The sequence below is a fragment of the Candidatus Clostridium helianthi genome (genome assembly GCF_045310795.1).
Classification (GTDB): Bacteria; Bacillota; Clostridia; order Clostridiales; family Clostridiaceae; genus Clostridium; species Clostridium helianthi.
On record NZ_JBJIAB010000005.1, the window covers coordinates 207,298 to 221,246 of the forward strand.

The following is a 13,949-nucleotide window of genomic DNA, read 5'->3' on the forward strand; positions in this document are numbered from 1 at the left end:
CCACCTTTTAAATTTTCATTGTATTCTACTATATAAGTTATTAACAAAATAATTTATTTTCTATAAAATTATTTAGTTTGTATTGACTGATAATTTAAGATAAAATTTTATAAATTAAAATTTTTTTATAACACATGCATTTCAAGAATTTGGTCGTAATTTTCAATTGCAGCATATATATGAATTTTTATTATTTAAAGTTTTCTTCAAAAACTCTTAGGACATTTTTATAAAATATTTTTTCTATCTCTGATTCCTTAAAATGATTTTGTTTAAGTGCCAAATATAATTTATTAAATTCTGAAGCGTTTTCTATTTCCACCTCATTGTGTATTCCATCAAAATCGCTTCCAAGGGCAAGTACATCAATTCCTCCAATGTTCCTAATATGTTTTATATGACAAATCATTTCTTCTATTGAAGATACACTTTCATTTCCTAAAAAATCAGAACAAAAGTTTATCCCCATTACTCCACCCTTTTCAGCTAATAATTTTATCATATTATCATCTAAATTTCTAGGATGCTCTGTGATCGCACGTGCATTAGAATGTGAAGCTATAAATGGTTTTTTGCAAATTCTAATCAAATCATAAAATCCAGCATCTGACAAATGAGATACATCAGGAATTATGCCTAAGGCTTCACATTCTTCAATAACTTCGACTCCTTTTCTAGTTAATCCTTTATTTCTATAAGTATAACCTGCATTAGGATACCCTAATGAGTTTTGATAATTCCAAGTAATTGTTATGATTCTAATTCCCATATCATATACAGTTCTCAGCTTTTGTATATCTCCTTTAATGACTTCTCCTTCTTCTATGGATAAAAAAGCCCCAATCTTTCCTGCTTTTTCAGCATTTTTTAGCTCAGCTGTATTTCTTACAATCTCTATCTCTCCTGTATTTTTACTTATTTCTTGAGTAAAGCTATTATATAATTTTATAAATTCATCATATGGATCTTCAATTGATTCTTTCTCTATGAAAAATGCAAAAACCTGCCCTAAATTTTCGCCTCTTTTTAAATTTTCAATATTAACTTTACACTTCTTATGATTAAGATTTAGCTTTTCATAAAAAATTCTACTTGCAGTATCACAATGTAAATCAATAAACTTCATATATAATCTCCTTTTTAAACGTTCTTCTATTCTAAAACTGTTTTGCATAATAAAAGTACTTTTCTAAATTTTCAGGACCTCCAATTATAGTTTTATTAATGTATAAAACATCTTTACTATCAACTTCTATAGCCCACTTAATTAATGATATTTTACCACCTGTTAATTCAATACAAGTTACTGCTGATGGAAATACACAGCAGCCATCATTGAAATAAATCCCCTCATCTGCTTCAGGAAATATATCGTTGTGAGTATGCCCGCAGATTATAACTTTTTTCTCCTTACGTGCTAAATGTCCAAGTATATGATCTATTTTTGTTCCTTTGTCATAATTACTTGCCGGGCTAGTTGGAGGTTTAAACCCTGCAACTCCCTCCATAAATCTCCATACATGCCTTACTAAAAACCTGCTAGTTTTCCACATCTCACAATTAATAAAATCTACTTGATGCCCATGAAATGCAATTATATCCTCTTTAGATGGCATATATCTAAGTATAACTCCTTCATAAAAAGTTATATTAGAATATAAGTTTATCATCTCACGTCCAAAGCCATTTCCGGCATTTGCAAAAAGTCTTTCTTGCCGTTTTATGAATTCTGGGTTAGCTTTTACTATATCATGATTTCCGTATACCAAGCACAACCTATTATCATCATAAAAGTCATTAAGCATTGAAAAAACATCTTTATAATTATAGGCGATATCTAAACAATCTTTATTTTTCCATAATTCATCTCCATCACCTAATTCTATTAAAGTATATCCATTTTCATAATAAAATCCAAGAGCAGCTTTATAAATGTTTCTGTTTTGTCTTAAAGAATCAGCATATCCACCGTCTCCTCTATGAACATCACTTATAAATACTATTTTAGATTTTTCATCAAATTCAATTAATTTACCAGTTTTATATATTCTCTTAAAAAAATCATTGCTTTCTGTGCATTGTTCTTTCATATAAAAAGCCCTATAACATTATATTGATTTCATTTATTATATGAATACGCACTTTTATTTGATGACTAAAATATTTCTTAATATCCAAATTAAATATTTAATTAAAATCCTTATTATAGATAAACAATATATAACCTAGACTTATACAATAATCCACCGAAAGTAAAAACATTGTTATTTCACAGGACTATGAAAATTTCGCTGAAAGTGCTAAATTGCAGGTTGCACCACTAATGCTTGCTCCCAATTTCATTGTGACAAGCATTAGTTGAACAACCTACAATTAAGAGCTTTTAACAGCTCATTTTCAATGCCTGCTGCATAAAAATGTTTCTACTTTCTAGTATGGCATTTATTGCAAAGTATAAGCCAAATTCTTAAGTTATTCATCTATATAGATAACACAATCATAAACTATACCTAGACTATGCAATCTATTCCAACCAGAAATGAGTGATATACGTTTGTGGAATGTTTCATTGGTAATTATGATGGATGTAATTCTTAATTGAAATTCCAAATCTACGATTTGGTCAATTGAAATTACTCAGTGAACGAAGTGAGTCGAGTTTCCTTTCAACTGTTCCAAATGTGCTAGTTCAAAAAGTGATGCTCCAAATTTTACATTTGGTAAGCAGAACTTTCTCTGTGAGTGCTTGTTCTTTGAGGGTAGCACTTTGGGTGCAACTTTATAGCCTTAGAATTACCAATCCGAATTACCTAGAAACTGGAACAAAAGTATATTATTCATTTCACTGAGGTATACGCATAAGTATAGATTATAGTTGGCTTATCTATAAATAAAAGGTAAAGATAGCATTTTTATAAACTATCTTTACCTTAAATATAACTTTTTCAATTCGTATGAGATCTATGAAACATTTTATGCCAAACTACATTTAGTTGAAATTTTTATAATATTTGAATTAATACTCTGCAAATATTCTCTTTATTTCAGAATAATCTTTAGTTTTAGTAAGAGCCAATGTAAGTAATATCCTAGATTTTGGAGGTGATAATGTATAACTAGGAATGCAATTTGAGTATTTATCTATAGTTGAATCTGTTAATATTATTCCGTTTCCTATTCTTGAAGATCTAACAACTGGAATCCCCTTTGTTTCAAGGTTCCTGATTTCTTCCAACCAATTTGAGCTGAAAGTACCACTTCCCGCACCCGCTATTACAATTCCTTCAGAGTTTTGAGCAAAATAGTTAATAATCGAAGGATCAGCGTCAATATGGAAATATGCGATAGAAACCTTAGGCAGCTCAGTTAATCCTGTAACATCGAATTGTGAATAAATTGTATGTGGTTTTATTGACTTATTAAAAAAGAATGGTATATTGTCCCTCATGTAACCAAGACATCCAAATTCAATTGAGTTAAAAGCATTTGTTTTAAAAGTGTTGATTTTTTGAACATTTCTTCCACTATAAATTCCATCTGAAAAAACAACCATCGCTCCATGCCCTCTTGATAAATCGCTAGCAGCTAATGCTACTGACTGATATAAATTTAAAGGTCCATCTGCACTTGTTGCTGTTGACGGTCTCATTGCTCCTGTCAATACGACTGGTTTATCTGTTTTAACTGTTAAATCTAAAAAGTATGCTGTCTCTTCTAATGTATCAGTACCATGTGTTATTACAAAACCATCCACATCGTCTTGCTTTGAAAGTTCATTTATTCTATTAGCAAGAGTTAACCAATGATTCATAGTTATATCATTACTATCAACATTAGCAATCTGCTCACCATATATATTAGCTATTTTATCAAGGTTTCTGACACTACTAACTAGTACTTCTATATCTATGTTACCTGCTGTATAATTAGTAGTCTTCCCCTCTTCTCCCGTACCAGCTATAGTTCCTCCAGTAGCTAGAATTATTATATTTTTTAATTCAGAATTTTTCGGATTAATTTGTATCATTTTTATCCTCCCCAATTTCTATGTGCCATATTTTCTAAAACAATAAATCGAAAATATATGTATTTCTTTATATATTTTAACGAGTTAGTGTATAGATTTATTATTCTACTTATAATACCTAATAAATATAAATTATAGCATATTAATAAATAAATCAAGTAAAAAACCATGAAAAATATATAAAAAGAACATTGTTTCTCAATATCATTAAATATTGAAATTGAAACAATGCTCTTTATTTCTCATATAATAAATTTTAATTGTTAATTACTTTATCTAAGAACTCTTTACATCTATCGCTAGTAGGTGCAGTGAATATTTCTTCTGGAGGACCTTCTTCAACTATATATCCTTGATCCATAAATATAACTCTATCAGATACATCTCTAGCAAAATTCATTTCATGAGTTACTACAACCATTGTCATTCCTTCTTGAGCTAAATCTTTCATAACCTTAAGCACTTCACCAACCATTTCAGGATCTAGTGCAGAAGTTGGTTCATCAAATAACATTATCTTAGGATTCATTTCAAGAGCTCTGGCAATTGCAACCCTTTGTTTTTGTCCACCAGATAAAGTATCAGGATAAACATCCTTTTTATCTTTTAATCCAACTTTGTCCAATAATGAAAGAGCTTTTTCAGTTGCTTCAGCTTTGTTCATCTTCTTCAATTCTAAAGGTGCTAATAACATATTTTGAAGAACTGTTAGGTGTGGGAATAAATTAAAAGATTGAAACACCATTCCGATTTCTTCTCTTAATTTATTTATGTCCTTATTATTTACAAGCTCTTGGCCTAGTATTGTAATACTACCTGCTTGAATTTCTTCTAAACCATTAAGACATCTTAAGAAAGTACTCTTTCCCGATCCTGAAGGGCCTATAATGCAAAGAACTTCACCTTCTGTAACATTTACTGATATATCTTTAAGAACTTCTAATTGTCCATAACGTTTTTTAAGATTCTTAGCGCTTATTACCATAGCTGATTTTCCTTTCTATATAACTTGATATTAAAGTCAATACTGTTATTACTATAAAATACATACAAGCTACAATTGCATACATCTGAAGTGCCTTAAAGTTTCTTGCAATAATAATTTGTCCTGATGATGTAAGTTCTCTTATACTAATAACTGTTAATATTGATGTATCCTTCAATGTAACAATAAATTGATTTAATATAGATGGAATCATGATCTTAACAGCCTGAGGCAAAATAACCTTTCTCATAGCCTTTGAGTAATTAAGTCCCAAACTTCTTGCAGCTTCCATTTGACCATTATCTACAGCTTGTATTCCTCCTCTAAATATTTCAGCCATATAAGCTGTTGCATTTACAGTAAGAGTTATTACACCTGCAACTATAGGGTCAAATCTTATACCAAACGCTTGTCCAACACCAAAATATAAGAATAAAGCTTGAACCATAAGTGGTGTTCCACGGACAATGTAGATATATATTGTAGATATACCTTTTAAAATTTTTGAAGTACTTATGCTAAATATTCCTAAAATTATCCCGAATATAACTGCTAATATTAATGACATTGCTGCAACTTCTATTGTTACTGAAAGCCCACTTAATAAACTAGGCAGACTATCTTTTAGTAATTGAAAAATCTCCATTTTTAATTCTCCTTACTATTTTCCTATATATTGACCAACAATTTGGTCATACTTTCCATTATCTTTTAATTTCTTCAATCCTTCATTAAATTTCTTTAATAGATCTTGATTTTCACCTTTTTTAACCGCAAATCCATAATTTACAGCATCTAATTTATCTCCAACAATTTTTAATTTTGCTCCGCTATCCACTTTAATCTTATAAGCAATAACAGGGTAATCCTCCATTAAGAAATCAGTATTGCCATTTTCTACAGCTTGGAACATTGATGGAGAATCTTCAAAATAACTTAAATTCAATCCATATTTTGATTCGTTATCTTCAGCAAATTTTGCTCCTGCAGTTCCTTTTTTTATTGATACACTTTTTCCATTTAGATCGTTGACTCCATTAATTGAAGTGTTATCCTTATTTGTAACTATTGATAACCCTGATACAAAATACCCATCTGAAAAATCTAATGTTTGTTTTCTTTCATCAGTTATAGTAATAGCTGCTATAGCTCCATCCAATTGATTAGCTGTAAGCCCTGGAATTATTCCATTAAAATCCATTGGTTTTAATTCATATTCAAAATTTTCTTCTTTTGAGATTGCATCTAAAAGTTCTACATCTATTCCTTTATATTTTCCACTGTCTTCGAAAGAGAATGGTGCAAATTTTGCATCACATGCAATCACATATTTTTTATTTCCTTCACCTGATCCTGTATCACTCTTTGATGCACCACATCCAGTCATTAGCCCTATAGACATTACTGATGCTAATAAAATACTTAATAATGATCTTTTGTTCATTTTTCCTTGCCCCTTTGCAATATTTATTTAATTTTAATTAAAAAATCTAATTTATTGCACTCTGGAAAAACTATTCCACACAATAAATCCCAAATGATTTTTTACTTCATTATGAAACTTATTATATAGTTTAATTCAAAAACTGTCAATGCATTAAGTATATGTATAAATATAACAAGACATATAATAAAATAGTTATACCTAATATATATGCGCGTTTATAGGCAATATTTACTGTTTCAAAACAAAGATTTTATAAAAGCTATGTATTCCTAATTATGAATCAAGTAATGCATTCTCCTTCATTTTTCATATTTAATACTTATTTTATGAATTAAGTTTTTATTTCAGTTTCAAATTCAATTTTAATAGGAAAAAGCTATAAATTAGAAACATCGTTTCCTAAGTTCATAGCTTTTTATTTTAAAATAAACTCATAGCTTATTTTAATCATTAGTAGTTCATATTCTATCTACTATTTATTTAGCAATATATTGATCAACGATCGTGTCATATTGCCCATTTTCTTTTAATTTTTTCAAACCTTCATTGAATTTCTTTAATAAGTCTGCATTTTCACCTTTTTTAACTGCAAATCCATAGTCAACATTTGTTAGCTTATCTCCTGCAATTTTTAACTTTGAATCAGAATCAACCTTAATTTTATATGCAATAACAGGATAATCTTCTAATAAGAAATCGCAATTCTTATTTTCAACAGCTTGGAACATTGATGGAGAATCATCAAAATAGTTTAGCTTCAATCCATATTTTGATTCATTATCTTCAGCAAATTTTGCTCCTGCTGTACCTTTTTTAAGTGATGCATTTTTACCTTTTATATCATCTGCACCTTTTATATCAGTGTTATCTTTATTAACAACTAATGATAGCCCTGAAACAAAATATCCATCTGAGAAATCTAAAGATTGTTTTCTTTCATCTGTAATACTCATCCCTGCAATAGCACCATCTAATTGATTAGATGTAAGTCCAGGAATAATTCCATTAAAGTCCATTGGCTTTAAATCATATTCAAATTTCTCTTCCTTTGCAATTGCATCTAAAAGTTCTACATCTATCCCTTTATATTTTCCATTTTCCTCAAAAGAGAATGGTGCATATTTAGCATCACATGCAATTACATATTTCTTGTTTCCATCACCACTTTTTGCCGAATCATTTTTTGATGACCCACAACCTGCCATTATACCTACTGTCATAACTGATGCTAGTACAATTCCTACTAACGATTTTTTGTTCATTTTTTTTCCCCCTTAATTAATTTAAAAAATCTTTATTAATAATTCTTATTTTTATAATAAGTTAAAATTTTTACACATTCTTTTAAATATAGAAGTTCTTATCATACCTTTACATTCAAAAAGCAAAACTCTTCTTCTAACTGAAAGCTTACCCTAAATTTTACTTCTTATACTATAATACTTTCATTAGTATTTACTCTTGATTCCAAATGTAGAAGATGCTCCGTTATTAGTTTTTCTGCATTTTTACTATCTCTGTGAATCAGCGCTCTTGCTATATTTATATGTTCTTCTTTTTCATTCACAAACTCTAAATGTTTGCTGTCCGTCATTAGTATCCGTGATAAATTTTCCATAACCCCTTCACACATTTCAATTAGAAGAGAATTGTGAGTTGCCTTTATAATGGACATATGAAACATATCGTTTAACTCATTAAACCGTGTAATCTCATTTTCCTGCGAGACTTCTGGAAATTTCTCAGCTAATTGCATTATATTTTGCAATTCCGAATCACTAGCCAGTTTAACTGCTAAACTTACAGCTACTTTTTCAAAAATAAATCTCATTTGAAAAGATTCTCTTATATTTTTCTGTGTTATAGGTTTTACTAAATAACCTTTTCTAGGTAAAGATTTAAGATATCCTTGAATTTCTAAGGCTCCTAGCGCATCTCTTACAGGTGTTTTACTCACATTGTACTTATCTGCCAGTTCTGATAATGTAAGAAAATCGCCATCCTTTATTCTTTGGTTCAAAATATCTAACTTAATTTGCTTATATATTTCTTTAGCATACGACTTTTCAGCTTGACACAGATTTATCTCTCCTTTCACTGAAATTCATTGAAATCCTACTGATATATCAGCAATAATAAATAAAAAAAAGCAATAAAACACCTATATAAAATAAATGCTCCATTGCTTTATCTATGTCTAATTATATCTTTAACACTACCATTTGTCAATATTTTATTGATATTTTTTTATATCTAACACAAAACTTATTGATATATTGAGAATTTAACAATTAATAACAAATAAATCTAGAGCCCCCTTTATGTGCGTTCTAAGAAAATACATAAAACAAAAGCTGAAAGCTATAAATATTATACTTTCAGCCTATATCTTTATATAAACAGAATTAATTACATGCTAAGAACTTATCTCTATAGATAAACCACTATAATCTATACTTATGCGTATACCTCACCGAAATGAATAACATACTTTTGTTCCAGTTTCTAAGTAATTATGATGGGTGATTCTAAGGCTATAAAGTTGCACCCAAAGTGCTAGCCTCAAAGAACAAGCGCTCACAGAGAAAGTTCGAAGAACGAAATATAAAATTTCGATTCTCACTTTTTGAACTAGCACATTTGGAATAGTTCAAAGGAAACTCGACTCACTTCGTTCACTGAGTAATTTCAATTGACCAAATCGTAGATTTGGAATTTCAATTAAGAATCACACCCATCAAAATTACCAATGAAACATTCCACAAAAGTATATTACTCATTTCTGGTTAGAAAATATTTCATAGCCTAAGCGTAGTTTATTATTGTGCTATCTATACAGGATTCCACAATGATATTCAAACTTGTGAAATTTCAATATCGCTGTTATTTAGTAAATTGAAACAGTAGATATGTAGTGTTATGAATATGGAACCCTATAAACAGACCAATTATAAGTTAGATCTACACTATGAAATATATCCTAACTAGAAAGCAGAAACATTTTTATGCAGCAGGCATTGAAAATTAGCTGTTAAAAGTTCTTAATTGTAGGTTGTTCCATTAACGCTTGTCACAATGAAATTGGGAGCAAGCATTAGTGGTGCAACCTGCAATTTAGCACTTTCAGCGAGATTTTCATAGTCCTGTGAAATAACAATGTTTCTTCTTTCGGTGGATTATTGCATAAATTTTAAACTATGCAAATGGATTTTCAGTTTTGTAAATCATACCTTTTGGTTGATTGAATCCAACTTCTTTAACACCTAAATATCTAAATAAGTTGTAAACAGCTTTTCCAAAGTGTCCAAATGCAACTGCTCCATGATGAGGATATCTGCCTTCTACTAATACGTGACGATAGAATCTTCCCATTTCAGGAATTGCAAATACTCCTATAGCTCCAAATGAACGAGTTGCAACTGGTAATACTTCACCTTCTGCTACATAAGCTGTAAGTTCTGCATCTGCATTACTTTGTAATCTGAAGAATGTAATATCTCCTGGTACTATGTCTCCTTCAAGTGTTCCTCTAGTTATATTTGGTTCTTGATTTGGTTCAAGGGCTCTTGCCATAATCATTTGGTTTTTCATTGTTCCACATGTTAATTTACAAGCTGCTGTATTACCACAGTGGAATGCCATAAATGTATCATTTAATGAATAGTTAAATTTACCTTTAATTTCTGATTCGTACATATCAGCTGGAACTGTATTGTTTATATCAAGTAATGTTACAACATCTTGGCTTATGCAAGTTCCGATGTATTCACTTAATGCACCATAAATATCAACTTCGCATGATACTGGGATTCCCATAGCTGTTAAACGGCTATTTACATAACATGGTACAAATCCAAATTGTGTTTGGAATGAAGGCCAGCATTTATTTGCAAATACGATGTATTCTCTTGAACCTTTATGTTCTTCCATCCAGTCTAATAATGTAATTTCATATTGAGCAAGCTTTGGTAAGATACCAGGCATTTTATTTCCTTCACCTAATTCTTTTTCCATGCTAGCTATAACATCTGGAATTCTTGGATCATCTTTATGAGCATTAAATGCAGCAAATAAATCTAGTTCTGAATTTTCTTCTATTTCAACACCTAAATTGTATAATTGCTTAATTGGTGCATTACAAGCTAAGAAATCTTGAGGTCTTGGACCAAAAGAAATTATCTTTAAGTTCTTTAATCCTAATAATGCAGTAGCAACTGGTACAAATTCAGAAATCATTCCTGCAACTTCTGGTGCTGTTCCTACTGGATATTCTGGAATGTATGCCTTAATGTTTCTTAAAGCTAAATTGTAGCTAGCATTTAACATTCCACAATATGCATCTCCACGTCCGCCTATTAAATTATCTCCGCTTTCTTCTGAAGCAGCTGCAAACATAACTGGTCCATCAAATTCTTTAGCAAGTAAAGTTTCTGAAGTTTCCGGACCAAAGTTTCCTAAATATACAACTAATGCGTTTACTCCAGCTTCTTTAACTTCAGCTAAAGCTTTTCTCATATCTTTTTCATTTTCAACAGTTGTTTGACATTCAAAAATTTCTCCATTAAAAGCTTCTACTACTGCTTTTCTTCTATTTGCTGATAATTCCATTGGGAAACAATCTCTGCTTACTGCAACAATTCCTAATTTTACTTGTGGTATATTATTCATTGTCTAATTCCTCCATTTTACTCTGATCTTTTCATTTCATTTAATTATTTAATTTATAATGTCTTTCTTATTTCTTATAGTTTATTCTTATAGCTTATTCTTATAGTTTATTTAATAATTTTTATGCTTATTAAGTCTTCTTATAGTTTATTTAAATTTATTATTATCAAGTAAATATCAGCTATATTTCTTTGCTGATTTATATAATAAGCAAACATATTTAAATCATAGAGTCCATATGTCTGCTTAGATTCAAAACAAAATTATGGATTTTAATTTCTATTTATAATCTATTTTATTGAGATATTTTCTCCAACTAACCCTATAAATGCTCCTTGTTCACCTAAATCTGTATCCTTGTGACCAATTAGCCATTTATTTCTAGCAAATAATAATGCATCTTCTCCACTTTTTTCAACCTTGTTTTCTAAAGGTAAATTTGTATCCCTTGGTAGAACTACAACGCATCTAAAACCTTCTTCATTTACATTACAAGGTGCATAATGAAGAGTAGTTGCATATACTTCAATTGCAGTTCCAGCTGGAACTTTGAAAGCTTCAATTTTAGATGTATCATATGAGTAATCGTCTTCAATATCTTGTTGACTTCCTATAAGTAATATAAGATCAGTTGCTGCGATATTAATCTCAGATGAACGATGATATTCTACTGCATTTAACATATAGTTGTTACCATTACAGTATCCTATTTGTATTGGTAATTCTCCATATTCTCTATCTTGTAACTCTTTAGCTATAGCTAATTCTTCAAGTTCCTTAATTGATGGTTCATATATTACATCTTCTGGTAGTGGTGTACTTTTCATTTTTTCGATTATTTCTGTACAATCATAGTTTTTTAGTACTTGTCCATACTTTTTAAACTCTTTATCATTAACATTTTTAATAATCATATTAATCTCCCTTTCTTAAATATACATTTATTAAAAATCTATAAATATATTTCTAACCAATGATTTATTATTGTAGTTACATAATTTCACACTAATCTTTTCACACATCTTTATACATATCTTTTAATAATTTTAACTTTTATAATAATGAATAAATTGGTTTTAATATATTTATAGATTAATTAATTTACACACTTTTAATCCAAATCTTTTTATATCTGTTTCGCTATATTTATTAATATTTTAAGGTTAAATCTATTTTTCTAAAGTTTTACTATAATCGCTAAATTTTCTCTACTATAATCGTAGATTTAATTACTGTAACTTCTATTTCTTTGCTACACTAATAGCCTTTTCAACAACATTTTCAACAGTGAATCCAAATTTCTCGAATAGGATTTCTGCTTTACCTGATGCTCCAAAAGTATCTAAAGATATAACATCTCCATCAAGACCTACATATTTGTGCCATCCAAAGCTTGTTAATGCTTCTACTGCAACTCTAGCACGAACTTTATTTGGCATAACTGATTCTTTATAAGCTTCATCTTGAGCATCAAATAATTCAAATGATGGCATACTGATAACTCTTGCATCTATACCTTTAGCTTCTAATTCAGCTGCTGCTTTGTAGATTAATTCTACTTCTGATCCTGATGCCATTAAAAGTACATCTGGAGTTTCTTTCTTAGAATCTTTTAAGATATATCCACCCTTTAATGCTCTCTTAGGACATCCATCATATAGTGGTAACTTTTGTCTTGTTAATACTAGTGATGTTGGAGTAGTTCCATTAGTTACAGCGTAGTACCAAGCTGCTGCAGTTTCTTTTGAATCTGCTGGTCTAAATACAGTCATGTTTGGCATACTTCTAAGAGCTGCTAATTGTTCTATTGGTTCATGAGTTGGTCCATCTTCCCCTACTCCAATACTATCATGTGTTAAAACATAAGCTACTGGAAGATTCATAAGAGCTGATAATCTCATAGCACCTTTCATGTAATCACTGAATACAAAGAATGTTGCACAGAATACTTTAAGTCCACCATGAGCATACATTCCGTTAGCGATAGCTGCCATAGCATGTTCTCTAACTCCAAAGTGAAGGTTTGATCCACTTCTATCTTCTGCTGAGAAATCTCCTCTATCGTTCATATGAGTTTTGTTAGATGGAGCTAAATCTGCTGATCCTCCGATAAAGTTTGGAATTAGTTTAGCCAATCTATTTATCATTATTCCTGAAGATTCTCTTGTAGCCATTTCTTTATCAAAGCTCCAAAGTTCTTCGTTGTTTAATAAAGCTTCTTTATCAAGTTCTCCACTCATCCATTTAGTATATTCTGCTGCAAGTTCTGGATAAGCTTTTGCATATGCTTTAAACAACTCATTCCAAGCTTCTTCAGTCTTTTCACCTTTTGCTATGTGTTCATTCATATTTGTGTACACTTCGTCTGGTACGTAGAATGCAGGCTCTGTCTTCCAGCCTAAGTTTTCCTTCATAGCAGTTACATTCTCTGCACCTAAAGGTTCACCATGTGCTGAAGCTTTTCCTTGTTTTGCTGGGCATCCAAAACCAATTTGATTTTTAACTATTATAATAGATGGTTTTGTTGTTTCTGCTTTAGCTGCTTCTATTGCTTTTTCTATTGCATCTATATCATTTCCATCTGCTACATTTAATACTTGCCATCCATAAGCTTCGTATCTCTTAGCTACATCTTCTCTAAATGCTATGTCTGTATTTCCTTCAATTGAAATATTATTTGAATCATATAATACAACTAATTTTCCAAGACCTAAAGTTCCAGCAAGAGAAGATGCTTCTCCTGAGATACCTTCCATAAGGCATCCGTCTCCAACTATAGCATATGTATAGTGATCAACTACGCTATAATCTGGTTTATTGAA

The 13,949-nt window shown here is 30.1% G+C and carries 11 protein-coding genes; all 11 read right to left on the reverse strand.

What is annotated here, in order from left to right; all coding sequences use genetic code 11:
• Positions 1 to 190: 190 nt before the first annotated feature.
• On the reverse strand, positions 191 to 1,126 hold the full coding sequence (locus ACJDTP_RS06425; protein WP_078115626.1) for a dipeptidase: 936 nt from the start codon (positions 1,124 to 1,126) through the stop codon (positions 191 to 193).
• 31 nt (positions 1,127 to 1,157) lie between these two features.
• Positions 1,158 to 2,090, reverse strand: a complete 933-nt coding sequence (locus ACJDTP_RS06430; protein WP_078115627.1) for a metallophosphoesterase — start codon at positions 2,088 to 2,090, stop codon at positions 1,158 to 1,160.
• Between the two features lie 926 nt (positions 2,091 to 3,016).
• Positions 3,017 to 4,027, reverse strand: coding sequence for an asparaginase (locus tag ACJDTP_RS06435; protein WP_077840899.1), 1,011 nt, complete (start codon positions 4,025 to 4,027; stop codon positions 3,017 to 3,019).
• Between the two features lie 256 nt (positions 4,028 to 4,283).
• Positions 4,284 to 5,012, reverse strand: coding sequence for an amino acid ABC transporter ATP-binding protein (locus ACJDTP_RS06440; protein ID WP_012058608.1), 729 nt, complete (start codon positions 5,010 to 5,012; stop codon positions 4,284 to 4,286).
• A complete protein-coding gene (locus ACJDTP_RS06445) occupies positions 4,996 to 5,658 on the reverse strand; it encodes an amino acid ABC transporter permease (protein ID WP_406760795.1) in 663 nt (220 codons plus the stop codon). Before ACJDTP_RS06445 ends, ACJDTP_RS06440 begins: the two co-directional genes overlap by 17 nt.
• Positions 5,659 to 5,673: 15 nt before the next feature.
• The gene (locus tag ACJDTP_RS06450) at positions 5,674 to 6,456 is read right to left on the reverse strand and encodes a transporter substrate-binding domain-containing protein (protein WP_077843760.1); all 783 of its coding nucleotides are present in this window, start codon (positions 6,454 to 6,456) and stop codon (positions 5,674 to 5,676) included.
• Positions 6,457 to 6,935: 479 nt separating this feature from the next.
• Positions 6,936 to 7,721 carry a transporter substrate-binding domain-containing protein gene (locus tag ACJDTP_RS06455; RefSeq protein WP_406760796.1) on the reverse strand — a complete coding sequence of 262 codons (786 nt, stop codon included), beginning with the start codon at positions 7,719 to 7,721 and terminating at the stop codon, positions 6,936 to 6,938.
• Between the two features lie 167 nt (positions 7,722 to 7,888).
• Positions 7,889 to 8,557, reverse strand: coding sequence for a GntR family transcriptional regulator (locus tag ACJDTP_RS06460; RefSeq protein WP_406760797.1), 669 nt, complete (start codon positions 8,555 to 8,557; stop codon positions 7,889 to 7,891).
• Between the two features lie 1,097 nt (positions 8,558 to 9,654).
• Positions 9,655 to 11,127, reverse strand: a complete 1,473-nt coding sequence (locus ACJDTP_RS06465) for an L-fucose/L-arabinose isomerase family protein (RefSeq protein ID WP_406760798.1) — start codon at positions 11,125 to 11,127, stop codon at positions 9,655 to 9,657.
• 290 nt (positions 11,128 to 11,417) lie between these two features.
• The gene (locus tag ACJDTP_RS06470) at positions 11,418 to 12,041 is read right to left on the reverse strand and encodes a DUF4867 family protein (protein ID WP_065418842.1); all 624 of its coding nucleotides are present in this window, start codon (positions 12,039 to 12,041) and stop codon (positions 11,418 to 11,420) included.
• A gap of 327 nt (positions 12,042 to 12,368) precedes the next feature.
• Positions 12,369 to 13,949 (reverse strand): transketolase (gene tkt / locus ACJDTP_RS06475; protein WP_406760799.1); only part of this gene is annotated, 1,581 nt, incomplete at its 5' end.